Source organism: Pseudescherichia vulneris, assembly GCF_902164725.1.
In the GTDB taxonomy this organism is placed as follows: Bacteria; Pseudomonadota; Gammaproteobacteria; order Enterobacterales; family Enterobacteriaceae; genus Pseudescherichia; species Pseudescherichia vulneris.
The window spans coordinates 4,056,125-4,080,626 of record NZ_LR607338.1 but is presented as its reverse complement, the minus strand read 5'-3'; the positions used below and the strand labels follow the sequence as shown (position 1 = coordinate 4,080,626).

Annotated in this window: 23 protein-coding genes, 1 tRNA gene and 1 other RNA gene; 18 read left to right on the top strand and 7 right to left on the bottom strand. The window is 58.3% G+C overall.

All coding sequences use genetic code 11. The features are described 5' to 3' along the window. Positions 1–21 precede the first annotated feature (21 nt). From FN633_RS16910 to zapA, 3 genes are all read right to left on the bottom strand, one after another. Positions 22–618, bottom strand: a complete 597-nt coding sequence (locus tag FN633_RS16910) for a 5-formyltetrahydrofolate cyclo-ligase (RefSeq protein WP_154058523.1) — start codon at positions 616–618, stop codon at positions 22–24. 19 nt (positions 619–637) lie between these two features. Then, positions 638–821, bottom strand: a non-coding RNA gene (gene ssrS, locus FN633_RS16905) — 6S RNA. A 41-nt stretch (positions 822–862) separates the two neighbouring features. Further along, positions 863–1,192, bottom strand: coding sequence for a cell division protein ZapA (zapA, locus tag FN633_RS16900; RefSeq protein ID WP_103818422.1), 330 nt, complete (start codon positions 1,190–1,192; stop codon positions 863–865). 262 nt (positions 1,193–1,454) lie between these two features. On the opposite strand from zapA, the gene FN633_RS16895 reads away from it, so the two are divergent. The 8 genes from FN633_RS16895 to FN633_RS16860 all read left to right on the top strand — a co-directional run bounded on the left by FN633_RS16895 (position 1,455) and on the right by FN633_RS16860 (position 11,477). After that, positions 1,455–2,033, top strand: coding sequence for a YecA/YgfB family protein (locus FN633_RS16895; protein WP_131405985.1), 579 nt, complete (start codon positions 1,455–1,457; stop codon positions 2,031–2,033). A gap of 31 nt (positions 2,034–2,064) precedes the next feature. After that, a complete protein-coding gene (pepP, locus tag FN633_RS16890) occupies positions 2,065–3,381 on the top strand; it encodes a Xaa-Pro aminopeptidase (RefSeq protein ID WP_154058522.1) in 1,317 nt (438 codons plus the stop codon). Then, positions 3,378–4,556 (top strand): 2-octaprenyl-6-methoxyphenyl hydroxylase, encoded by a 1,179-nt coding sequence (gene ubiH, locus FN633_RS16885; protein ID WP_154058521.1) that lies wholly within the window; start codon positions 3,378–3,380, stop codon positions 4,554–4,556. Before pepP ends, ubiH begins: the two co-directional genes overlap by 4 nt. A gap of 25 nt (positions 4,557–4,581) precedes the next feature. Beyond that, positions 4,582–5,784 (top strand): FAD-dependent 2-octaprenylphenol hydroxylase, encoded by a 1,203-nt coding sequence (gene ubiI, locus FN633_RS16880; RefSeq protein WP_154058520.1) that lies wholly within the window; start codon positions 4,582–4,584, stop codon positions 5,782–5,784. Positions 5,785–6,192: 408 nt separating this feature from the next. Continuing rightward, positions 6,193–7,287 carry a glycine cleavage system aminomethyltransferase GcvT gene (gene gcvT, locus FN633_RS16875; RefSeq protein WP_154058519.1) on the top strand — a complete coding sequence of 365 codons (1,095 nt, stop codon included), beginning with the start codon at positions 6,193–6,195 and terminating at the stop codon, positions 7,285–7,287. Positions 7,288–7,312: 25 nt separating this feature from the next. After that, complete coding sequence (gene gcvH, locus FN633_RS16870) at positions 7,313–7,702, top strand: glycine cleavage system protein GcvH (RefSeq protein WP_042388045.1); 390 nt, start codon at positions 7,313–7,315, stop codon at positions 7,700–7,702. 87 nt (positions 7,703–7,789) lie between these two features. After that, complete coding sequence (gene gcvP / locus FN633_RS16865) at positions 7,790–10,663, top strand: aminomethyl-transferring glycine dehydrogenase (protein WP_154058518.1); 2,874 nt, start codon at positions 7,790–7,792, stop codon at positions 10,661–10,663. Positions 10,664–10,733: 70 nt separating this feature from the next. After that, a complete protein-coding gene (locus FN633_RS16860; protein WP_154058517.1) occupies positions 10,734–11,477 on the top strand; it encodes an SDR family oxidoreductase in 744 nt (247 codons plus the stop codon). A 57-nt stretch (positions 11,478–11,534) separates the two neighbouring features. Here the strand turns inward: FN633_RS16860 and FN633_RS16855 are convergent, their stop codons facing one another. Further along, on the bottom strand, positions 11,535–12,968 hold the full coding sequence (locus FN633_RS16855) for a 6-phospho-beta-glucosidase (protein ID WP_154058516.1): 1,434 nt from the start codon (positions 12,966–12,968) through the stop codon (positions 11,535–11,537). A gap of 128 nt (positions 12,969–13,096) precedes the next feature. Then, a complete protein-coding gene (locus FN633_RS16850) occupies positions 13,097–13,825 on the bottom strand; it encodes a MurR/RpiR family transcriptional regulator (protein WP_042388603.1) in 729 nt (242 codons plus the stop codon). Positions 13,826–14,114: 289 nt separating this feature from the next. Between FN633_RS16850 and trhA the strand changes: the two genes are divergently transcribed. After that, complete coding sequence (gene trhA, locus FN633_RS16845; RefSeq protein ID WP_154058515.1) at positions 14,115–14,771, top strand: PAQR family membrane homeostasis protein TrhA; 657 nt, start codon at positions 14,115–14,117, stop codon at positions 14,769–14,771. A 27-nt stretch (positions 14,772–14,798) separates the two neighbouring features. Here trhA and ygfZ read toward each other — a convergent pair whose 3' ends face one another. Next, a complete protein-coding gene (gene ygfZ, locus FN633_RS16840) occupies positions 14,799–15,782 on the bottom strand; it encodes a tRNA-modifying protein YgfZ (protein WP_154058514.1) in 984 nt (327 codons plus the stop codon). A 262-nt stretch (positions 15,783–16,044) separates the two neighbouring features. Here ygfZ and sdhE point away from each other — a divergent pair, with 262 nt between their 5' ends. After that, positions 16,045–16,311: an FAD assembly factor SdhE gene (sdhE, locus tag FN633_RS16835; protein ID WP_154058513.1), complete on the top strand. Its 267-nt coding sequence runs from the start codon at positions 16,045–16,047 to the stop codon at positions 16,309–16,311. Next, positions 16,292–16,708 carry a protein YgfX gene (locus tag FN633_RS16830; protein ID WP_154058512.1) on the top strand — a complete coding sequence of 139 codons (417 nt, stop codon included), beginning with the start codon at positions 16,292–16,294 and terminating at the stop codon, positions 16,706–16,708. Before sdhE ends, FN633_RS16830 begins: the two co-directional genes overlap by 20 nt. A gap of 6 nt (positions 16,709–16,714) precedes the next feature. Here the strand turns inward: FN633_RS16830 and fldB are convergent, their stop codons facing one another. After that, positions 16,715–17,236 (bottom strand): flavodoxin FldB, encoded by a 522-nt coding sequence (fldB, locus tag FN633_RS16825; protein ID WP_042388029.1) that lies wholly within the window; start codon positions 17,234–17,236, stop codon positions 16,715–16,717. Positions 17,237–17,336: 100 nt separating this feature from the next. On the opposite strand from fldB, the gene xerD reads away from it, so the two are divergent. The 7 genes from xerD to FN633_RS16790 all read left to right on the top strand — a co-directional run bounded on the left by xerD (position 17,337) and on the right by FN633_RS16790 (position 24,464). Next, positions 17,337–18,233 carry a site-specific tyrosine recombinase XerD gene (xerD, locus tag FN633_RS16820; RefSeq protein ID WP_042388027.1) on the top strand — a complete coding sequence of 299 codons (897 nt, stop codon included), beginning with the start codon at positions 17,337–17,339 and terminating at the stop codon, positions 18,231–18,233. A 22-nt stretch (positions 18,234–18,255) separates the two neighbouring features. Next, the gene (gene dsbC / locus FN633_RS16815; RefSeq protein WP_042388024.1) at positions 18,256–18,966 is read left to right on the top strand and encodes a bifunctional protein-disulfide isomerase/oxidoreductase DsbC; all 711 of its coding nucleotides are present in this window, start codon (positions 18,256–18,258) and stop codon (positions 18,964–18,966) included. 5 nt (positions 18,967–18,971) lie between these two features. Beyond that, positions 18,972–20,705 carry a single-stranded-DNA-specific exonuclease RecJ gene (recJ, locus tag FN633_RS16810; RefSeq protein WP_154058511.1) on the top strand — a complete coding sequence of 578 codons (1,734 nt, stop codon included), beginning with the start codon at positions 18,972–18,974 and terminating at the stop codon, positions 20,703–20,705. Positions 20,706–20,793: 88 nt separating this feature from the next. Further along, positions 20,794–21,892, top strand: a protein-coding gene (gene prfB, locus FN633_RS16805) for a peptide chain release factor 2 (RefSeq protein WP_106403885.1) whose coding sequence is annotated in 2 segments (ribosomal slippage) — positions 20,794–20,868 and positions 20,870–21,892 — 1,098 coding nt in all. Because the reading frame shifts where the segments join, the coding sequence is not laid out codon by codon here. Positions 21,893–21,901: 9 nt separating this feature from the next. Further along, on the top strand, positions 21,902–23,419 hold the full coding sequence (lysS, locus tag FN633_RS16800) for a lysine--tRNA ligase (protein ID WP_154058510.1): 1,518 nt from the start codon (positions 21,902–21,904) through the stop codon (positions 23,417–23,419). A gap of 189 nt (positions 23,420–23,608) precedes the next feature. After that, a complete protein-coding gene (gene actS / locus FN633_RS16795) occupies positions 23,609–24,310 on the top strand; it encodes an amidase activator ActS (RefSeq protein ID WP_144818937.1) in 702 nt (233 codons plus the stop codon). Between the two features lie 80 nt (positions 24,311–24,390). Beyond that, positions 24,391–24,464 (top strand) — tRNA-Gly (locus FN633_RS16790). Positions 24,465–24,502: the final 38 nt, after the last annotated feature.

Below are 24,502 nucleotides of genomic sequence, written 5' to 3'. Positions count from 1 at the left end.
TGCCCGGCGCGCCTGCCGGGCCTACCACTGCCATGTCTGCGTTGGCGTCACCACCGCAGGCAAGGGAATATCCCACTCCTCTACCGGCAGGGTATCGACCTGCTGGCAGTCATGGGCGTAGCCTACCGGCGTAAAGCCGTGCTGCTGCCACCTCTGTAGCGTACGATCGTAAAAGCCGCCGCCCATCCCCAGCCGTTGCCCCTGAGTGTCAAAAGCCACCAGCGGCGTGATCAACACGTCCAGCGTGTCGAGTGGCGTGACGTCGCGCAGATCGAGCTTGGGCTCATAAATTTTCAGATGATTTACCACCAGCTCGCTCTCGGGATGGTAGTGCAGAAACAGCAGATTACCGGGGCTGAAGGGGTGCAAAACCGGCAGGCAGACGCGTTTGCCGCTGCGCCAGAGCTGCTCAATCAGCGGACGGGTATCAAGCTCACCGTCAAACGAGAGAAACAGCGCCACGGTGTGGGCCAATACCATCGGCGGAAACGCCATCATGCGGTTAGCGGCCTGTTGGGCGTAGCTACGCTGCTCGTCGTGGCTTAAGGCACGGCGACGCTGTCGGATTTGCTGGCGAATGAGCTGTCGGGGTGAAGCGGATAGCGCGAGTGATGTCATGGTATCAGGTAGAGGAAGGGGAATCTCCGAGATGCCGCCGCAGGCTGTAACCCTTGAACCCTTGGTTCAAGGTGAATATGTCGTCATAGTTTTAAGGCTTCTCGGACGAACCGAGCATGCTCACCAACCATGGAGCGCCACATTCTTGTGGTATGAAATATCGGCTCAGGGGACTGGCCCGCTTGCGAACATCTCAGAGAAATTTTTTCTTCACTGTCACTCTACCATAGTCGACATTGAAGTGTTATTCAAACTTAGGCCCCGGTCTTTCGTTTATGCGACCCTGATCAAGCAATGCCTGTTCGATGGTCTGCTGTAACAGTCGAATACGCTGCTCCATGCTGGATGCGTAGTCGCGGGTTTTCGCCTTTTCCTGAGCCAGTTCGTAGCTAATGTTCAACGCGGCGATGAAAACTAGCTGCTCAGTATTTGTGACTCTAGTGCGTACTTTCAGATCTTGCAACCGCTGATTCAGATCATCTGCAGCCTGATTGAGAGCGTCCCGCTGTTCAGGCGGACAGTTCACGCGCAGTGAACGGCCAAAAATTTGGATATCGACGGGTTGTGCAGACATGACACCTTCCTGCTGTTTGACTGCGCTCTACCTTGGCAACCGAGTCCTGGCTGCGAAGGGGCGACACTATAGCTACCCTGGTTAGAGGATTCAAGCAGATTCTCATAACCTGAACTCTTAGCCTATTCTCTTAACATAGCCGTAAAAAGAAACCTATACGTAAAGGTCGCAAACGCATGTTTGGCGAAAGCTGACGGCTATATCACCAGGGTCCAAAGTGGTAGCATACCATGAATCTTTCTCCCAACGACGACGAATGCGCATGTCAATACAGAACGAAATGCCTGGTTACAATGAATTGAACCAGTTACTCACCCAACAGGGTGTTGGCTTAACGCCAGCCGAGATGCACGGTCTGATCGGCGGGATGCTTTGCGGCGGTAATAACGACAGCTCGTGGCAGCCGCTGTTACACGATCTCACCAACGAAGGTCTGGCGTTTGGTCATGAGCTGGCCGAGGCGCTGCGTAAGATGCACGCTGCCACCAGCGACGCGCTGGAAGACGATGGCTTCCAGTTCCAGCTCTTTCTGCCGGACGGCGACGAGGTCAGCGTGTTTGACCGGGCCGACGCCATGGCGGGCTGGGTGAACCACTTCCTGCTGGGACTGGGCGTCACGCAGCCGAAACTCGATAAGATCACCGGCGATACCGGCGAGGCTATCGACGATCTGCGCAACATCGCGCAGCTCGGCTACGAGGAGGACGAAGACCAGGAAGAGCTGGAGATGTCGCTCGAAGAGATCGTGGAGTACGTCCGCGTGGCAGCGCTGCTCTGCCATGATACGTTTACCCGCCCACAGCCGACCGCACCGGAAGTGCGTAAGCCAACGCTACATTAAGCGTCGTACTGAATGCTAAAAAGGAGGTGTCATGACCCAGTCTGAGTTTCTTCGCCGCCGCCAGGCGCTGCTTGCGCAGATGGCCTCGGCCAGCGCGGCGCTGATCTTCTCCGCTCCGGAGGCGACCCGCAGCGCCGACAGTGAATATCCCTACCGTCAAAACAGCGACTTCTGGTACTTCACCGGCTTTAACGAGCCCGAGGCGGTGCTGGTGCTGATCAAGAGCGATGACACCCACAATCACAGCGTCCTGTTTAACCGCCTGCGGGATAAAACCGCAGAGATCTGGTTTGGCCGTCGGCTGGGCCAGGAGGCCGCGCCAGAGAAGCTGGGCGTGGATCGGGCGCTGGCGTTCAGTGAAATCGACGAGCAGCTCTACCAGCTGCTTAACGGCCTTGACGTGGTCTACCACGCCCAGGGCGAATATCCCTATGCGGATACGATCCTCTTCACCGCGCTGGATAAGTTGCGCAAAGGATCCCGGCAGAATCTCACCGCGCCGGCTTCCATTACCGACTGGCGTCCTATCGTCCATGAGATGCGCCTGTTTAAATCCCAGGAAGAGATTGACGTCCTGCGCCGCGCAGGTGAGATCAGCGCTCTGGCCCATACGCGAGCGATGCAGACCTGCCGTCCGGGCATGTTCGAATACCAACTCGAAGGCGAGATCCTGCACGAGTTCAACCGCCACGGGGCGCGCTTTGCGTCTTACAACACCATCGTTGGTGGTGGGGAAAACGGCTGCATCCTGCACTACACCGAGAACGAAAGCGAGCTGCGCGACGGTGAGCTGGTGCTGATTGATGCCGGGTGCGAGTATCGGGGCTACGCGGGGGATATTACCCGTACTTTCCCGATTAACGGCAAGTTTACCCCAGCCCAGCGCGAGATCTATGACATCGTGCTGGCCTCGCTCGACGCCGCGCTGACCCTGTTCCGTCCGGGGACCTCCATTCAAGACGTTACCAGCGACGTTGTGCGGATCATGATCGCCGGGCTGGTCAAGCTCGGTATCCTGAAGGGGGACATTGACCAGTTGATGGCTGACAACGCCCACCGCGCCTTCTTCATGCACGGCCTGAGCCACTGGCTGGGGCTGGACGTCCATGACGTCGGCGTCTACGGGCCTGACCGCTCGCGCACGCTTGAGCCGGGCATGGTGCTGACCGTCGAACCGGGTCTCTATATCGCCCCGGATGCCGACGTGCCGCCCCAGTACCGTGGCATTGGCATCCGCATCGAAGATGACATTCTTATCACCGAAAACGGCAACGAGAACCTGACCGCCAGCGTAGTCAAGAAGGCCGATGAGATCGAGGCGCTGATGGCGGCGGCGAAACATTCATGAGCGTAATTATCGTCGGCGGCGGGATGACCGGCGCTACGCTTGCGCTGGCCATTTCGCGCCTGACGCACGGCACGCTGCCGGTGCACCTTATCGAAGCTACCGCCCCGGAAGCGCAGGCGCATCCTGGCTTTGATGCGCGAGCCATTGCGCTGGCCGAGGGCACCTGCCAGCATCTGGCGCGGCTCGGCATCTGGCAGCATATTGCCCAGTGCGCCACGCCCATCACCACCGTTCACGTGAGCGATCGCGGTCATGCGGGTTTCGTGACCCTTGAGGCGCAGGACTACCGCGTCGACGCGCTCGGGCACGTCGTAGAGCTGCACGAGGTGGGGCAACGGCTGTTTTCGCTGCTACGCCGCGCGCCCGGCGTCACGCTGCACTGTCCCGATCGGGTTAGCGACTTTACCCGCAGCGAGGAGGGCGTCAGCGTGTCCCTGGAGAGCGGTAAAACGCTGCAGGGAAGCCTGCTGGTGGCGGCGGATGGCTCACGCTCGGCGCTGGCAGCGCAGTGCGGTATCGGCTGGCAGCAGACGCCGTATCATCAGGTAGCTGTTATCGCCAACGTCACGACGTCGGTTGCTGGTCAGGGGAGAGCCTTCGAGCGCTTCACCGAGCACGGCCCACTGGCGCTGCTGCCTATGTCGCAGGGGCGCTACTCGCTGGTCTGGTGTCATCCGCTGGAGAAGCGCGATGAGGTGATGGCCTGGTCCGATGAACGCTTCTGCCACGAGCTGCAAAGCGCGTTCGGCTGGCGGCTTGGGCGCATTGTCCACACGGGCACCCGCAATGCCTATCCGCTGACGTTAACTACCGCCTCGTCGCCGATATCGCACCGCGTGGCGCTGGTGGGCAACGCCGCCCAGACGCTGCACCCCATCGCCGGGCAGGGGTTCAACCTCGGCATGCGCGATGTGATGAGCCTGGCCGAGACGCTGGCTGATGCGCGGGCAGAGAATACCGACATCGGATCTTGGTCCGTGCTGCACGGCTACCAGCAGCGCCGCCAGAGTGACAAAGAGGCGACAATCGGCGTTACCGACGGGCTGGTGCAGCTGTTTGCTAACCGCTGGTCGCCGCTGGTTGCGGGTCGCAACGCCGGTCTGATGGCAATGGAACTTTTTACTCCAGCACGCGACGTGCTGGCGCAGCGAACCCTTGGATGGGTCGCACGATAACAGGCCGTAGCTTTAGGAGCGTATTTTGCAGAGTGTAGATGTAGCAATTGTTGGCGGCGGTATGGTTGGTCTGGCGGTAGCCTGCGGATTGCAGGGGAGCGGCCTGCGCGTAGCGGTGCTGGAGCAAAACCCGCCTCAGCCGCTGCCGGAGAGTGCGCCGCCTGCGCTCCGCGTCTCGGCCATCAACGCCGCCAGTGAAAAGCTGCTGACGCGTCTTGGCGTCTGGTCATCCATCGTGGCGAGCCGCGCCAGCTGCTATCACGGTATGGAAGTGTGGGACAAAGACAGCTTTGGACGCATCGCCTTTGACGACCGCAGCATGGGCTACAGCCACCTTGGGCACATTATTGAGAACGATGTGATCCATCAGGCACTGTGGCAGAAAGCGCAGCAGTGTCAGGACGTCACGCTCATGGCACCCACTGGCGTACAGCAGGTCGCCTGGGGCGAAAACGAAGCCTTTTTAACCCTGAAGGATGGCGGCATGCTGACGGCACGTCTGGTGATCGGCGCGGATGGGGCTAACTCGTGGCTGCGCGAAAAAGCCGATATTGCGCTCACCTCATGGGACTACCGTCATCATGCGCTGGTCGCGACTATCCGCACCGACGAGCCTCACGAAGCGGTGGCGCGTCAGGTCTTCCACGGCGACGGCATCCTGGCCTTCCTGCCGTTGAGCGATCCGCATCTCTGCTCTATTGTCTGGTCGCTGCCGCCGCTCGAAGCGGCAAGGATGCAGGAGGCGACGCAAGAGACCTTCAACCAGGCGCTGGACATGGCGTTCGATAACCGCCTCGGTCTCTGCCACGTTGAGAGCGAGCGGCTGGTGTTTCCGCTGACGGGGCGCTATGCACGCCAGTTTGCCGCACATCGGCTGGCGCTGGTGGGTGATGCAGCGCATACCATCCATCCGCTGGCGGGGCAGGGCGTAAACCTTGGCTTTATGGATGCCGCTGAGCTGGTCAACGAGTTGAAACGTCTGCACGGGGCAGGCAAAGATATCGGCCAGCACCTCTACCTGCGTCGCTATGAACGCAGCCGTAAACACAGCGCCGGAGTGATGCTGGCGAGTATGCAGGGCTTCCGCGAGCTGTTTGCCGGTACGCACCCGGCGAAAAAGCTGCTGCGCGATCTCGGCCTGAAGCTGGCCGACACGCTGCCGGGGGTTAAGCCGCAGCTTATTCGCCAGGCGATGGGCCTGAACGATCTGCCAGAGTGGTTACGTTAACTCGATCACACTTTCCCTCTCCAACCGTGGAGAGGGACGTGCTCGCTCATTTGAAATATTCTAATTTCACCCCTGTTTTCGGATTACTTTTTCTCATCTACTGAAATTTCTCCCTCTTGAAATCTGCGCGCTTTGCCGCGTAATGCGCTGGCTTATTGGGTATCCATCGTCTGTTTTATGATGTTTATCGCAAACTAACAGGCCTATACCAGTGTAATATCCTGCCGCCCGCTTCAGGCTTTTAGGTCATAAGCTAATGTGATGGAACATTGTTGCTTATGGTTATGCCCGCTGTTCGATGATAAGTTCAGGCGAAAGGTAACGTTTGCGTCGCCGTCTGGAACCGAGGCTTACGTGCTTACGACTTCGCCTTATTTATCCTGGCCCCGCTTATTCAATGAGGAAAAGATGGCTCAGCAAACCCCTTTATACGAACAACACACGCTGTGCGGTGCCCGCATGGTGGATTTCCATGGTTGGATGATGCCCCTGCACTACGGCTCACAGATCGATGAGCACCACGCGGTGCGTACCGATGCCGGTATGTTTGATGTCTCGCATATGACCATCGTCGATCTGCGCGGCGGCAGCTGCCGGGCGTTTCTCCGCCATCTGTTGGCCAACGACGTGGCTAAACTGACCCTGCCGGGCAAGGCACTCTACAGCGGTATGCTTAACGCCTCCGGTGGCGTCATTGATGACCTGATCGTCTACTTCTTTACCGAAGAACACTTCCGCCTCGTGGTGAACTCTGCCACCCGCGAAAAAGATCTTGCCTGGATCACCCAGCACGCAGCACCTTTTGATATCGACATTACCGTGCGTGACGATCTGGCGCTGATCGCCGTTCAGGGGCCGAACGCCCAGGCGAAAGCAGCAGGTCTGTTTACCGATGCCCAGCGTCAGGCTGTGGCTGGCATGAAGCCCTTCTTTGGCGTGGAGTCGGACGGCTGGTTTATCGCCACCACCGGCTACACCGGCGAGGCAGGCTATGAGATTGCGCTGCCGAGTGAGCAGGCGGCAGATTTCTGGCAGGCGCTGGTTGGCGCAGGCGTGAAGCCCTGCGGCCTCGGCGCACGCGACACGCTGCGTCTGGAAGCGGGTATGAACCTCTATGGCCAGGAGATGGACGAAGGCGTTTCGCCGCTGGCGGCGAACATGGGCTGGACCATTGCCTGGGAGCCAGCCGATCGCGATTTTATTGGCCGCGAAGCGCTGGAAGTACAGCGTGAAAGAGGCACCGAACAGCTGGTTGGCCTGATCATGACCGAAAAAGGCGTCCTGCGTAACGAACTGCCGGTGCGTTTCACCGACGCCAGCGGCAACTCGCAGGAAGGCATTATCACCAGCGGCACCTTCTCGCCGACGCTGGGCTACAGCATCGCGCTGGCCCGCGTACCGGCTGGGATTGGCGACACGGCTATCGTGCAGATCCGCAACCGTGAAATGCCGGTGAAGGTAACGAAACCTGTTTTTGTACGCGCTGGTAAAGCCGTCGCGTAACCTAATCTATTGTGGAGAAATGTTAATGAGCAATGTACCTGGCGATCTGAAATACAGTAAAGAACATGAATGGCTGCGCAAAGAAGCAGACGGCTCCTACACCGTTGGCATCACCGAACATGCGCAAGAGCTGCTGGGCGATATGGTGTTCGTTGACCTGCCGGACGTGGGCGCAACCGTCAGCGCGGGCGATGACTGTGCCGTTGCAGAATCCGTTAAGGCGGCCTCTGACATCTATGCCCCGGTGAGCGGCGAGATCGTGGCAGTCAACGATGCGCTCAGCGACAACCCAGAGCTGGTCAACAGCGAGCCGTACGCTGGCGGCTGGATCTTTAAAATCAAGGCCAGCGACGAAGCAGAGGTTGAAGCGTTATTAGACGCAACTGCCTATGAATCTCTGTTAGAAGACGAGTAAAGCCTGTAGGCCCGGTAAGCGTCAGCGCCACCGGGCAATTAAGCACGAACAACCACGATTCACCGCACGTTTCAGGAACCATCGCTCATGACCCAGACTTTAAGCCAGCTTGAACACCGCGACGCTTTTATCGATCGCCACATCGGGCCGGACGCTGCTCAGCAGCAAGAGATGCTGAAAACCGTTGGCGCAGACTCACTCAACGCCCTGATTGGTCAGATTGTCCCGCAGGACATTCAGCTGGCAACACCGCCGCAGATTGGCGAAGCGACCACGGAGTTTGCCGCGTTGGCCGAGCTGAAAGCCATCGCCGCGCGCAACAAGCGCTTTAAGTCTTACATCGGCATGGGCTATACCGCTGTGCAGCTGCCGCCGGTGATCCTGCGCAATATGCTGGAAAACCCAGGCTGGTACACCGCCTATACCCCTTATCAACCGGAAGTTTCTCAGGGCCGCCTTGAGGCACTGCTCAACTTCCAGCAGGTCACGCTGGATCTGACCGGTCTCGATATCGCCTCCGCGTCGCTGCTTGATGAAGCGACCGCAGGGGCCGAAGCGATGGCGATGGCCAAACGCGTGAGCAAGCTGAAAGGGGCTAACCGCTTCTTTGTTGCCGCCGACGTGCATCCGCAGACCCTGGACGTGGTGCGCACCCGCGCGGAAACCTTTGGCTTTGAAATCGTGGTCGACGACGCCGACAAGGCGCTGGATCATCAGGATCTCTTCGGCGTGCTGCTTCAGCAGGCAGGCACCACCGGCGAAGTGCATGACTACAGCGCGCTGATTAGCGAGCTGAAAGCGCGTAAGGTTGTGGTAAGCGTCGCGGCCGACTTTATGGCGCTGGTGCTGCTCAGCGCGCCGGGCAAGCAGGGGGCGGATATCGTCTTCGGCTCTGCACAACGCTTCGGCGTGCCGATGGGCTACGGCGGTCCGCATGCGGCCTTCTTTGCCGCCAAAGATGAATTTAAACGCTCCATGCCTGGCCGTATTATCGGCGTATCGAAAGATGCTGCCGGTAACACCGCGCTGCGCATGGCGATGCAGACTCGCGAGCAGCATATCCGCCGCGAGAAGGCGAACTCCAACATCTGTACCTCGCAGGTGCTGCTGGCGAATATCGCCAGCCTCTACGCCGTTTATCACGGCCCGGTTGGGCTGAAACGCATTGCGGGCCGTATCCACCGCCTGGCTGACATTCTGGCCACCGGCCTGCAGCAGAAAGGGTTGAAGCTGCGCCATGCGCACTTCTTTGACACCCTCTGCGTGGAGGTTGCCGATAAAGCCGCCGTGCTGGCACGTGCCGAAGCGGCAGAGATCAACCTGCGCAGCGACATCCATAACGCCGTAGGCATCACCCTCGACGAAACCACTACCCGTGAAGACGTGGCGATGCTGTTTGACGCGATCGTCGGCGACGGTCATGGCTTGAATATCGACGCGCTGGATAAAGAGGTGGCCCACGACAGCCGCTCAATTCAGCCGAGTATGCTGCGTGATGACGCTATCCTGAGCCATCCGGTATTCAACCGCTACCACAGCGAAACCGAGATGATGCGCTACATGCACTCGCTGGAGCGTAAGGATCTGGCCCTGAACCAGGCGATGATCCCGCTTGGCTCCTGCACCATGAAGCTGAACGCCGCCGCAGAGATGATCCCTATCACCTGGCCGGAATTCGCCGAGCTGCACCCGTTCTGCCCGGCAGACCAGGCGGAAGGGTATCATCAGATGATCAACCAGCTCTCTGAGTGGCTGGTGAAGCTGACCGGCTACGACGCCCTCTGCATGCAGCCGAACTCTGGCGCGCAGGGCGAGTACGCAGGCCTGCTGGCGATCCGCCACTACCATGAGAGCCGCAACGATGGCCACCGCGATATCTGCCTGATCCCCAGCTCCGCCCACGGCACCAACCCGGCGTCGGCGCAGATGGCTGGCATGCAGGTGGTTGTGGTCGCCTGCGATAAAAACGGCAACATCGACCTGGCCGATCTGCGTGCCAAAGCCGAGCAGGCGGGGGATAACCTCTCCTGCATCATGGTGACCTACCCGTCTACTCATGGGGTTTATGAGGAGACGATCCGCGAGGTGTGCGAAATCGTCCATCAGTACGGCGGTCAGGTCTACCTCGACGGCGCGAACATGAACGCCCAGGTGGGGATCACCTCCCCTGGTTTTATCGGTGCGGACGTGTCGCACCTCAACCTGCATAAAACCTTCTGTATCCCGCACGGCGGCGGCGGTCCAGGTATGGGACCTATCGGCGTGAAAGCGCATCTGGCACCCTTCGTACCGGGCCACAGCGTAGTACAGATTGAAGGGATGCTGACCCGTCAGGGCGCGGTCTCTGCCGCCCCGTTCGGCAGCGCCTCTATTTTGCCAATCAGCTGGATGTATATCCGCATGATGGGCGCGGAAGGGCTGAAGAAAGCCAGCCAGGTGGCAATCCTCAATGCTAACTACATTGCTACCCGCCTGCAGTCTGCCTTCCCGGTGCTCTATACCGGCCGCGATGGTCGCGTGGCGCACGAGTGCATTCTGGATATTCGTCCGCTGAAAGAGCAAAGCGGTATTAGCGAGCTGGATATCGCCAAGCGTCTAATCGACTACGGCTTCCACGCGCCAACCATGTCCTTCCCGGTTGCGGGTACGCTGATGGTGGAGCCAACGGAGTCCGAGAGCAAAGCCGAGCTGGACCGCTTTATTGATGCGATGCTGGCTATCCGCATGGAGATCGATCGCGTGCAGGACGGTGAGTGGACGCTGGAAGATAATCCGCTGGTTAACGCCCCGCATACCCAGCACGAGCTGGTGGCGGAGTGGAGCCACGGCTACAGCCGCGAGCTGGCAGTCTTCCCGGCAGGGTCTGCGAACAAGTACTGGCCGACCGTGAAACGTCTTGATGACGTCTACGGCGACCGCAACCTGTTCTGCTCCTGCGTGCCGATGAGCGAATATCAGTAATATTGTTGGCGTGATAACGTAGGCCGGGTAAGGCGAAGCCGCTACCCGGCTTTTTTATTGGGAGAACAGTATGGGTATTGCACTGGTAACCGGCGCAAGCCGGGGGATTGGCAGGGCCACGGCGCTGGAGCTGGCACGTGAAGGCTACGGCGTAGCGGTTAACTATCATCACAACGTGGATGCGGCAACCGAGGTGGTGAACACGATTGTCGCTGCGGGCGGCAGAGCGTTCGCAGTACAGGCGGACATCAGTGATGAAGCGCAGGTGCTGGCGATGTTTGCCCGTATCGACGAGGAGAGCGAGCCGCTGACCGCGCTGGTCAATAACGCGGGCATTCTGTTTACGCAGAGCACGCTGGAAAACCTCACCGCCGAGCGTATTAACCGCGTGCTGGCGACTAACGTGACGGGCTATTTTCTCTGCTGTCGCGAGGCGGTAAAGCGGATGTCGCACCGGCACGGCGGCAAGGGTGGGGCTATCGTTAACGTCTCCTCAGCGGCGTCGCGGCTGGGCGCGCCCGGCGAGTACGTGGACTATGCCGCCTCGAAAGGAGCCGTCGATACGCTGACTACCGGGCTGTCGCTGGAGGTTGCGGCGCAGGGCATTCGCGTTAACGGTGTGCGGCCAGGTTTTATCTATACCGAAATGCATGCCGATGGCGGTGAGCCAGGACGGGTCGATAGGGTTAAATCAGTGCTGCCGATGCAGCGTGGCGGACAGCCGGAAGAGGTGGCGCAGGCGATAGTCTGGCTGCTGAGCGAGAAGGCGTCGTACGTGACAGGCAGTTTTATTGAGATGGCGGGCGGCAAGTAGCCGCCGACCACGTCAAGTAGGCCGGGTAAGGCGGAGCCGCCACCCGGCATTTAACGATTACAGGTTCTCACCGTTGCTGGCGATCACCTCTTTGTACCAGTTAAAGCTCTTCTTACGGGAGCGGGACATGTCGCCGGTGCCGTCATCGTGCTTGTTCACATAGATAAAGCCATAGCGTTTGCTGTACTGGCCGGTAGTGAACGATACGCAGTCGATGCAGCCCCACGGGGTGTAGCCCATCAGATCAACACCGTCGTAAGTCACGGCTTTGATCATCTCTTCCACGTGAGCGCGCAGGTAATCAATGCGGTAGTCGTCATTGATGCTGCCATCCTCTTCCACTTTATCGTACGCGCCGAAGCCGTTTTCTACGATAAATAGCGGCTTCTGGTAGCGCTCGTACAGCTCGCACAGGGCATAGCGCAGGCCGACCGGGTCAATCTGCCAGCCCCAGTCAGAGGCTTTAACGTGTGGATTCGGCACGCTGCCTTCGAAGCCAGAGATCGCGTCACCGCTGCCGCCTTCCGCTTTCACCGCGTTGGTCATGTAGTAGCTGAAGCCGAGGTAGGCGCAGGTACCCTCGCGCAGGATCTGCTCGTCATTGGCTTCCATTTTGATATCAAAGCCGCGACGTTCCCACTCGTTCAGAACGTAGGAAGGGTAGTAGCCGCGCAGCTGCACGTCGGTAAAGACCCAGCGCTCGCGCATTGACTCCTGAGCATACATCACGTCTTCCGGCTTACAGGAGAATGGATAGAGCGGCACCATGGCCAGCATGCAGCCAACCTGCATCTCTGGATTGATCTCGCGCGCAGCCTTCACCGCCAGCGCGCTGGCAACGAACTGGTGGTGTAGCACCTGGTACATGGTCTCTTCCGGATTTTCATGCTCGGTATAGACCACGCCGGAGCAGCAGTAGCCAAACAGCGGCGCGCGCCAGTTACGCTGGTTGTTGATCTCGTTGAAGGTCATCCAGTATTTGACTTTGCTCTTATAGCGCTCGAAGACCACTTCGGCGAAGCGCACAAAGAAGTCCACCACTTTACGGTTGGTCCAGCCGCCGTAGGCCTGCACCAGATGCAGGGGCATCTCAAAGTGGGAGAGGGTGATCACCGGCTCGATATTATATTTCAGCAGCTCATCGAACATATCGTCATAGAATCTCAGACCCTCTTCGTTCGGCGTCTGCTCGTCGCCGTTCGGGAAGATACGGGTCCAGGCGATAGAGGTACGGAAACACTTAAAGCCCATCTCGGCAAACAGCTTGATGTCTTCTTTGTAGTGGCTGTAGAACTCAACGGCTTCGTGGTTCGGATAGTATTTGCCGGGCACAACTTCCTGGGTGATCTCACGCGGTACGCCGTGCGCGCCGCCGGTCAGCACGTCGCAGATGCTCGGGCCTTTGCCGCCTTTGTTCCAGCCGCCTTCAACCTGATGCGCAGCAACCGCGCCGCCCCATAAAAAGTCTTTTGGTAAGGTGATCTTTTTCATGCTTATTTATCCCGCTGTAACCGACAGAAAATAGGTTTACGCCGAGTCTAGCAAAGCCCAATCGAAAGTCACGATATAACACGTTGCCGCTTCGGTAATATGTTACAGGGAAAAAACAACCTGTTTTTTTAGGCTAATTTTTTCGCCAGCTTGCGGCCCAGGGTTTCAAGAATATAGATCACGGGAATTTGGGTAGTCAGATCGTAGCCCCCTGAAATGCGCGTCTGGGGAATATGCCAGGAGAGATTAAAATCCGCCAGTTTAGCTAGCGCCGAGTGCTCGTGGCTGGTAATTGACATCACCTTGCAGTGATGCAGGCTGAACTGGCTGGCGAAGCGCAGGATCTCCTCCGTCTCGCCGGAGACGGAGAGGACAATTGCCAGCGCGTTTTTTGCCATATCGTTGGTGACGGGGAAATAGGGATCGTCAACGTGGTTACTGAATTTACCCACGTTGGAAAAGAAGCGTGCGCCATATTTAGCCAGCGAGCCGGAGGTGCCGACGCCGACAAAAATAATACGCTCGGAAGCTAAAATAATATCGGTAGCCTGATCCAACAGGCGATCGAATTCATCGTTATTAACGCTTTTAAAAAAGCTAATAATTTCGCTGGCACCAAAATTAGCGGGCTGCGGTTCACTTTGTGCTAAATATAATTTAAAGCGCACGCGAAATTCGGAGTAGCCTTCGCACTCCAGCTTGCGGCAGAAGCGGAGCACAGTAGTGGTAGAGACGCCTGCGGCATCGGCCAGCTCGCGAATGGTCATGTACATCACCTTGTCGCGATTTTTAATGACCACGTTGTAGACCATCATCTCAAGGTTGTTGAGGCTGGCAACAGCGGAGTGGTTAAACAGGGTCACGAGGCTTCCTTTTTCAGACGGTTATCTGCACGGTGCGGCACCTCTCTATGCTGCCACATTTTGCCCGAAACGGGAAACGGCGGCGCAGCGGGGTGTTAACAAAAAAGAGAAACATCTGTAGGCCGAACGAAGCGTGAGTTAGCTACACTTTTGAACGGGATTATTTATTTTAGCTAACAGGTGTGCACTGGAATCATTCTCAGTTACTCTAGGGTGGTTATCATTCAGACAGCAATCGGCTACTGAGTGACCCGGCGCAAGCCTCTGTTTTCTGGAGTAAGCTATGGTTGATAAGCCATTAAAAAAACAGGGATATTCACTGGCTGAGGAGATAGCCAACAGCATTAGTCACGGTATTGGACTGATATTCGGTGTGGTGGGACTGGTGCTCTTACTGATGCAGGCAATGGATAATCATGCCAGCCCATTGGCCATTACCAGCTACAGCCTTTACGGCGGCAGCATGATCCTGCTGTTTCTGGCCTCAACGCTCTATCACGCTATTCCCCATCCGCGCGCAAAGCCGTGGCTGAAGAAATTCGACCACTGTGCTATCTATCTACTGATAGCCGGTACCTATACGCCTTTTTTACTGGTAGGGCTGGATTCGCCGCTGGCACGCGGCCTGATGGTTGTCATCTGGAGCCTGGCGCTGCTCGGGATCCTGTTCAAACTGACCATTGCCCACCGTTTTAAGGTGCTCTCGCTGGTGACCTACCTGGCGATGGGCTGGCTGTCGCTGGTGGTCATCTATGAGCTGGCCGTCAGGCTCTCTATGGGCGGGCTCATATTGCTGGCCGCCGGGGGCATCGTCTACTCGCTGGGGGTGATCTTCTACGTGTGCAGGCGCATCCCCTACAACCACGCAATCTGGCACGGCTTTGTGCTGGGCGGCAGTCTGTGCCACTTCCTCGCCATCTACTTCTACGTTGGCCAGTAAACTGTCACGCCGGGCGGCAATCAGCGCTTAAGCTTCCTCAAGGGAGTAGGGCAGCGGCTCGATGCTGAGCGTATTGGCATCGTCGCGCACGCGGAAGACGCTGTCCGGCTCCATATCGTTGTTCATCACTGCCTGTACCAGCAGGCGACCATCATCAAGCTGTACTGCGGCCAGGATAGTCCCGGTGCGCCGCCAGTTCTCACCCATCTTCAGCTCAAGATCTTCTCCCGCTTCCGGCAGGCGGCTCGCTTTGCCCGCCAGATACCACAGGGCACGCTTGTTAGCACCGCGGAACTTCGCCCGAGCGACCATCTCCTGGCCGGTATAGCACCCTTTCTTAAAGCTGATGCCACCGAGCGCCTGCAGGTTAGTTGCCTGAGGGATGAACTGGGCGCTGTTAGCGGCGTCGATCACCGGCAGGCCCGCTTCAATGTTCAGCGCCAGCCACTGCTGGCTGTTGTTCAGCTGCGCTTCACCGCGTAGCTTCTCGCTAATCAGCTCTGCTGTGGCCACGTCGGTGACCAGCAGGAAACGCTCTGCCGGGTGCGCGAACCACAGAATAGAGGTTGCCCCCTCCTGTACGGCCTGCTTTTCAGCGTCGGGCAGGGTGGTAAATACGTTCGCCAGCGCGGCGCGGGCCTGAAAACCGGCCACGCCCAGCAGCACGTGCTCGTCATCCGGCGCGATAGTGACCTTAGAGAAGACCGCGTATTTTTTTAACTCGGTCAGCTGAGCATCACGAATGCTGCGGCGCTCAATCAGGGCAAAGCCGCCATCGCGGCGAAACAGGCGCAGGTTGCTCCACATTTTGCCTTTGGCATCGCAGTGCGCTGCCAGCAGATGTTGATGCTCGGTCAGGGCGGCAACGTCAGCGGTGACCTGGCCCTGCAGATACTTTTCGCTATCTGCACCGGTCAGGGTTGCCAGCGCCCAATCGTCGAGCGTCATAAGCGTCAGCGGCAGACGCGCAGAGGCGGAAGGCTGGCGCGGAGGAAAAGGAGTAAAGGCCATAATAGTGTCCTGGTTTGCTTAACGCTGTTAGATGCTTAATGGTAAAAGAGCCGCCGACCAATGCAAGCGGTAAAAGCATACGATTTGTGCTCACTTCACCAAGATGCGTAGCGCCACGCAATAAAATGCAAAACGTACGCCCGGGATGTTTTATGTTGGAAGCACCCTTCCTAATTATCAACTTTCCAGTAAGGGATGAACAAAAAACACGATACACTGTCTGCACTATCGATACTTCTATATCGTAATGCAGGGAGAAGACATGGACATAAATAATAAAGCCCGCATCCATTGGGCCTGCCGCCGGGGAATGCGCGAGCTGGATATCTCCATCATGCCTTTTTTTGAACACGAGTACGATACGCTGAACGATGACGACAAACGGCTCTTCGTTCGCCTGCTGGAAAGTGACGATCCGGATCTGTTTAACTGGTTAATGAATCACGGTGAACCTGCCGACACGGAGTTGCAGAGAATGGTGCAGTTAATTCAGACACGGAATCGGGAACGTGGTCCTGTGGCAATCTGATCTACGCGTCTCGTGGCGCGCTCAGTGGCTCTCTCTTCTGCTTCATGGCCTGGTGGCAGCATTAATCCTGCTGGCTCCCTGGCCGCTGCGCTATACGCCGCTGTGGCTCATGCTGCTGTCGCTGGTGGTGTTTGACTGCGTACGCAGCCAGCGGCGTATTAACGCCTGCCACGGTGAAATCAAGCTGCTGATGGATTCCCGGCTGCGCTGGCAGGGCATGGAGTGGGATATTCTCGGCACGCCCTGGATACTGACCAGCGGCATGATGCTGCGCCTGCGTAAAAAACAGGGCGGACGCGTGCATCACCTGTGGTTGGCGTCGGACAGTATGGACGAACGCGAGTGGCGAGACCTGCGCCGGATGCTGCTCCAGCAGCCAGCGACAGGGGAGCGCTGACAAAACTCAGGCGAACTGCTCGGCCATTTCGCTGAGGATCTGTTCGCACCAGCTCTGGATGCGCTCTTCGCTCTGATCGTACTGGTTGGTTTCATCCAGCGCCAGGCCAACGAAGAGCTGACCATCGGCAATTACCGGCTTAGGGCTGGTAAACTCATAGCCCTCTGTCGGCCAGTAGCCAACAAAGGTCACGGCTTTGGCAGCCAGCTTGTCGTGCAGCATGCCGAGCGCGTCAAGGAACCACTCGCCGTAGCCGAGCTGATCGCCCATGCCGTACAGCGCAATGATTTTACCGTCGAGGTTGAGGCCGTCGAGCTGGTCCCAAACGGCCTCCCAGTCCTCCTGAAGCTCGCCAAAATCCCAGGTGGGAATGCCGAGGATCAGGACATCGTACTGCTCCATTAAGGAGACAGCGTCGTCTTTCAGGTTATGCAGCGTAACCAGTTCCGGGCCGATAACGTCGCGGATTTTCTCCGCCGCCATTTCGGTGTAGCAGGTACTGGAACCATAGAAAAGACCAATGTTCATAGCGTAAACGTCTCAATTCCTGATGGGGCTTTGCGCACAGTGTACCAGAATCAGTGGGCAATCAGGCATAATGGAGAGCCGCAGACCCCAAGAGGCTCAAATGGATCAGGATCTCGCACGCATAGAACAGTTTCTTGATGCGCTCTGGCTGGAGCGTAATCTGGCGGAGAATACGCTAAGCGCCTACCGCCGCGATCTCAGCATGGTGGCGGAGTGGCTGCACCATCGCGGTCTCTCGTTACAGAGCGCACAAAGCGACGACCTGCAGGCGCTGCTGGCGGAGCGTATTGAAGGCGGATATAAAGCCACCAGCTCTGCGCGCTTGCTGAGCGCCATACGGCGTCTCTTTCAGCATCTGTACCGGGAGAAGCTGCGGCCGGACGATCCCAGCGCGCTGCTGGCGTCGCCTAAGCTGCCGCAGCGGCTGCCAAAAGATCTCAGCGAGGCCCAGGTTGAACGCCTGCTACAGGCTCCGCTGGTGGATCAGCCGCTGGAGCTGCGCGATAAGGCCATGCTGGAAGTGCTCTATGCCACCGGCCTGCGCGTCTCAGAGCTGGTGGGGCTGACCATGAGCGATATCAGCCTGCGCCAGGGCGTCGTGCGGGTTATCGGTAAAGGTAACAAAGAGCGTCTGGTGCCGCTGGGGGAAGAGGCGGTCTACTGGCTGGAGAACTATCTTGAGCATGGGCGGCCATGGTTGCTGAACGGCACCTCAATCGATACGCTCTTCCCTAGCCAGCGCGCCCAGCAGATGACCCGGCAGACCTTTTGGCACCGGATTAAGCACTATGCTCTGCTGGCAGGCATCGACAGTGAAAAGCTTTCGCCGCACGTATTGCGCCACGCGTTTGCCACGCATCTGTTAAACCACGGCGCTGACCTGCGCGTGGTGCAGATGCTGCTTGGACACAGCGATCTCTCTACGACCCAGATCTACACCCATGTGGCCACAGAGCGCTTGCGACAACTTCATCAACAGCATCACCCCCGGGCATGATGCTGAACAGTTAAGGACGGTTATGAAAAAGAGTTTAATGATGTTTACCCTGCTGGCGGCAACGCTCTCCGGGATGGCCCACGCTGATGACGCGGCAATCAAACAGTCGCTGGCGAAGCTGGGCGTACAGAGCACCGAGATCCAGCCCGCGCCGGTGAGCGGTATGAAAACCGTTATGACCAACAGCGGCGTGCTGTACGTCACCGACGACGGTAAGCATATTATTCAGGGGCCAATGTACGATGTCAGCGGTGCGCAGCCGGTTAACGTCACTAACCAGATGCTGATGACCCATCTCAACGCGCTGGAAAAAGAGATGATTGTCTACAAGGCCGCACAGGAGAAGCACGTCATCACCGTGTTTACCGATATCACCTGCGGCTACTGCCATAAGCTGCATGAAGAGATGGCGGACTACAACGCGCTGGGCATTACCGTGCGCTATCTGGCCTTCCCGCGTCAGGGTATCCAGAGCGATGCGGCAAAAGATATGAAGTCGGTCTGGTGCGCGAAAGATCGTAACAAAGCCTTCGACAACGCGATGAACGGCAAAGGCGTACAGCCAGCCAGCTGCGATATCGACATTGCTAACCACTATGCGCTGGGCGTGCAGTTTGGCGTCAGCGGCACCCCGGCTATCGTCCTGAGCAACGGCTACGTCGTGCCGGGCTATCAGGGCCCGCAGGAGCTGAAGGCGTTCCTCGACCAGCAGAAATCTATGAGCGGTAAATAATTTTCGTGAAACATCAGAGACAACTTCGCCGCCGAACGGTGGATGAGGCGGCGGATCTCCCAGCGAACCTGCCCCCGCTGCTGCGGCGCTTATATGCCAGCCGCGGCGTAAGTTCGGCCGGGGAGCTGGAGCGCAGCGTCAGAGGGATGCTCCCATGGCAGCAGCTCAGCGGCATCGATAAAGCCGTGGCGCTGCTCTATCGCGCCCTGCAAGAGGAGCTGCGCATTGTCGTCGTCGGCGATTTTGACGCCGACGGTGCCACCAGTACCGCCCTTAGCGTGTTGGCCCTGCGTGCGCTGGGCTGCGGGAACGTCACCTGCCTGGTACCGAACCGTTTTGACGACGGCTACGGGCTAAGCCCGGAGGTGGTCGATCAGGCGCATGCTCGCGGGGCGCAGATGATCCTGACCGTGGATAACGGTATCTCCTCCCATGCCGGCGTCGATCGCGCCCATGAGCTGGGGATCCCGGTGCTGGTGACCGATCACCACCTGCCAGGAGAGACGCTGCCGGCCGCCGAGGCGATTGTTAACCCGAACCTGCGCGACTGTACCTTCCCATCGAAGTCGCTGGCAGGGGTAGGGGTCGCGTTCTACTTGATGCTGGCCCTGCGCGCCCATCTGCGCGACCAGGGCTGGTTTGCCGCACGTGGCCTGGCCGAGCCTAACCTGGCGGAGCTGCTGGATCTCGTTGCCCTTGGCACGGTGGCCGACGTGGTGCCGCTGGATGCCAACAACCGTATTTTGACCTGGCAGGGGCTGAGCCGCATTCGTGCGGGCAAGTGCCGTCCGGGCATTAAAGCGCTGCTGGAGATCGCTAATCGCGACGCACAGAAGCTGGCAGCCAGCGATCTCGGCTTTGCCCTCGGCCCACGGCTTAACGCTGCAGGACGGCTCGACGATATGTCGGTAGGCGTGGCGCTGCTGCTCTGCGACAACGTCGGTGAGGCCCGGGTGTTAGCCAGCGAGCTGGACGCGCTCAACCAGACGCGTAAAGAGATTGAGCAGGGGATGCAGGCCGAGGCGCTGGCGCTATGCGAGAAGCTGGAGCGCAGCAGCGAGACGCTGCCCGGCGGGCTGGCGATGTATCATCCTGAGTGGCACCAGGGCGTAGTGGGTATTCTCGCCTCGCGCATTAAAGAGCGCTTCCATCGCCCGGTGATAGCCTTCGCTCCGGCGGGGGACGGCCTGCTTAAAGGCTCTGGCCGTTCGATTCAGGGCCTGCATATGCGCGACGCCCTTGAGCGTCTCGACACGCTTTATCCGGGCATGATGCTGAAGTTCGGTGGTCACGCCATGGCAGCGGGGCTGTCGCTGGAGGCATCGCGCTTCGAGGAGTTCCAGCAGCGCTTTGGCGATCTGGTCACCGAGTGGCTGGATCCTGCCCTGTTACAGGGTGAGGTGGTCTCAGACGGCCCGCTTTCTTCTGCTGAAATGACGCTGGAGGTCGCAGAGATGCTGCGCGATGCCGGGCCGTGGGGACAGATGTTCCCGGAGCCGCTGTTCGATGGGCGTTTTCGCCTGTTGCAGCAGCGTATCGTCGGCGAGCGCCATCTGAAGGTCATGGTTGAGCCGGTCGGCGGCGGCCCGCTGCTGGACGGCATCGCCTTTAACGTTGATACCACTATCTGGCCGGACAACGGCGTGCGTGAAGTGAGCCTTGCCTATAAACTTGATGTGAACGAGTTCCGAGGTAATCGCAGCGTGCAGCTGATCATCGACGATATCTGGCCGATTTAGCATCACTTTCACTGTAAAAAGGGGCGCGAATCCGCTAAGATCCCGCCCTTATAACCGCATTTTGACAAGCGCAGAAAAGAATACAGCCATGTTTGAAATCAATCCTGTAAAAAACCGCATTCAGGACCTCACAGAGCGCTCAGACGTTCTTAGGGGGTATCTTTGACTACGATGCCAAGAAAGAGCGTCTTGAAGAAGTAAACGCCGAGCTGGAACAGCCGGACGTCTGGAACGAACCCGAACGCGCGCAGGCGCTGGGTAAAGAGCGCTCCTCGCTGGAAGCCATCGTCGATACGCTGGATCAGATGCGCCAGGGCCTGGAAGATGTCTCTGGCCTGCTGGAGCTGGCCGTGGAAGCCGACGACGAAGAGACCTTTAACGAGGCCGTTGCCGAGCTTGACGTGCTAGAAGAGAAGCTGGCGCAGCTTGAGTTCCGCCGCATGTTCTCCGGTGAATACGACAGCGCCGACTGCTACCTGGATATCCAGGCGGGCTCCGGCGGGACAGAAGCTCAGGACTGGGCCAGCATGCTGACACGTATGTATCTGCGCTGGGCCGAAGCGCGCGGCTTCAAAACCGAGATTATCGAAGAGTCCGAAGGTGAAGTTGCTGGCCTGAAATCGGTAACCATCAAGATCATTGGCGATTACGCCTACGGCTGGCTGCGTACCGAAACCGGCGTACATCGCCTGGTGCGTAAGAGTCCGTTTGACTCCGGCGGCCGTCGTCACACCTCCTTTAGCTCGGCGTTTGTCTATCCGGAAGTGGAAGACGATATCGATATCGAAATCAACCCGGCAGATCTGCGTATCGACGTCTACCGTGCCTCCGGCGCGGGCGGTCAGCACGTTAACCGTACGGAATCGGCGGTGCGTATTACCCACATTCCGACCAACACCGTGACTCAGTGCCAGAACGACCGCTCCCAGCATAAGAACAAAGACCAGGCCATGAAGCAGATGAAAGCGAAGCTTTATGAGCTGGAGATGCAGAAGAAAAATGCTGAGAAGCAGGCGATGGAAGATAACAAATCCGATATCGGCTGGGGCAGCCAGATCCGTTCTTACGTACTGGACGACTCCCGTATCAAAGATCTGCGCACCGGGGTTGAAACCCGCAATACGCAGGCGGTGCTGGACGGCAGTCTTGACCAGTTTATTGAAGCAAGTTTGAAAGCAGGGCTATGAGGAACCAACATGTCTGAACAACAAGCACAGGGCGCTGACGCGGCGGTCGATCTTAATAACGAACTAAAAACCCGCCGTGAGAAGCTGGCGCAGCTGCGTGAGCAGGGCGTTGCGTTTCCGAACGACTTCCGTCGTGACAGCACTTCCGATGCGCTGCACGCCGAGTTTGATGCGAAAGAGAACGAAGAGCTGGAAGCGCTGAACGTCGAAGTGAGCGTGGCCGGTCGTATGATGACCCGCCGTATCATGGGCAAGGCATCCTTCATCACCCTGCAGGACGTTGGCGGCCGTATTCAGCTCTACGTCTCCCGTGACGACCTGCCGGAAGGCATCTACAACGAGCAGTTTAAGAAGTGGGACCTCGGGGATATCCTCGGCGCGAAAGGTAAACTCTTCAAGACCAAGACCGGCGAGCTCTCCATTCACTGCACCGAGCTGCGCCTGCTGACCAAAGCCCTGCGCCCGCTGCCGGACAAGTTCCACGGCCTGCAGGATCAGGAAGCGCGCTACCGCCAGCGCTACCTGGATCTCATCTCCAACGATGAGTCCCGCAAGACCTTCAAGATCCGCTCCCAGATCATGGCCGGTATCCGCCAGTTCATGGTTAACCGCGACTTTATGGAAGTGGAAACCCCGATGATGCAGGTGATCCCGGGCGGTGCCTCTGCGCGTCCGTTCATCACCCATCATAACGCGCTGGATCTGGACATGTACCTGCGTATCGCGCCGGAACTGTACCTCAAGCGTCTGGTGGTCGGTGGTTTTGATCGCGTGTTCGAGATCAACCGTAACTTCCGTAACGAAGGCATCTCCGTTCGTCATAACCCAGAGTTCACCATGATGGAACTCTACATGGCGTACGCGGATTATAAAGATCTGATCGAGCTGACCGAGTCCCTGTTCCGCACCCTGGCGCAGGACATTCTGGGCACCACCGAGGTGCCTTACGGTGAGGAGATCTTCGACTTCGGTAAGCCGTTCGAGAAGCTGACCATGCGCGAGGCGATCAAGAAGTACCGTCCGGAAACCAACATGGCGGATCTGGACAACTTCGACGCGGCGAAAGCCATCGCTGAAAGCCTTGGCCTTAAGGTTGAGAAGAGCTGGGGTCTGGGCCGTATCGTGACCGAGATCTTCGAAGAGACCGCTGAAGCGCACCTGATCCAGCCGACCTTCATCACCGAGTACCCGGCAGAAGTGTCGCCGCTGGCGCGTCGTAACGACGAGAACCCGGAGATCACTGACCGCTTTGAGTTCTTTATCGGTGGACGTGAGATCGGCAACGGCTTTAGCGAGCTGAACGATGCGGAAGACCAGGCCCAGCGCTTCCAGGACCAGGTGGATGCGAAAGCCGCCGGTGACGACGAAGCGATGTTCTTTGATGAAGACTACGTGACCGCGCTAGAGCACGGCCTGCCGCCGACCGCAGGCCTTGGCATTGGTATCGACCGTATGGTAATGCTGTTCACCAACAGCCACACCATCCGCGACGTGATCCTCTTCCCGGCGATGCGTCCGGTTAAGTAAGACGTAACACGTTAATAGGGCCCCGACGGTAATAAACTGCGGGGCTTTTTTTATGGCGTAGCGCCACCGGGCATCCATTCCCCTGAAATGTAAATCACCGTGAAGACATTTAGCCTCCGGCGGATGGCTGCTATCATAAACAACCCCATAACAATTACCTGAGGATCCGTTTTGAGCGCAGGACGCCCGATGAGAAAACCGTTTCGCCTTATTATCTGTCTGATGCTGGGTATGCTGCTGGCTGCCTGTTCATCGAACAAGCTGTCGGATGAAGATGTTTACGTCGTTAAACGTGGCGATACGCTGTCGCGTATTTCGCGCCTGACCGGCACCAGCGTCAGAGATCTGGCGCGCCTTAACGGTATCTCTCCGCCCTATACCATTGAGATCGGCCAGCGGCTGCGAACCAACGGTTCCGGTAAAAAGACCTCCGGTAAGAGCAGCAGCGGTTCCTCCTCACGCGTCGTTACCGTGCCGCCAGCCTCCTGGCCACCGGTAGGGCAACGCTGCTGGCGATGGCCGACAAGCGGCACCGTGGTACTGCCGTACTCCTCCGCCGATGGCGGTAACAAGGGCATCGACATTGCGGGCTCGCGCGGGCAGGCGATCTATGCCGCCGGGTCAGGGAAGGTGGTCTACGTGGGTAACCAGCTGCGCGGCTACGGCAACCTCATTATGATCAAGCACAGTGAGGACTACATCACCGCCTATGCTCATAACGATACGCTGCTGGTGAATAATGGTCAGAGCGTAAAAATAGGGCAGAAGATTGCCACGATGGGCAGCTCGGATACCGACTCGGTGAAGCTGCACTTCCAGCTGCGCTACCGCGCCACCGCCATCGATCCGATCCGTTACCTGCCGCCGCAGGGCACCCCGCCGAAGTGCTAACTGATTAATTAACCATCGGTTAGCGTGCTTGCGCCTTGCCAGACGGTGCGTAAGGTTTATAATGCCTTACGCACCTCAAAGCGGGCGTAGTTCAATGGTAGAACGAGAGCTTCCCAAGCTCTATACGAGGGTTCGATTCCCTTCGCCCGCTCCAAAACTCCCCGTGTAGTAATGCTTCGATAAAATTGGCTT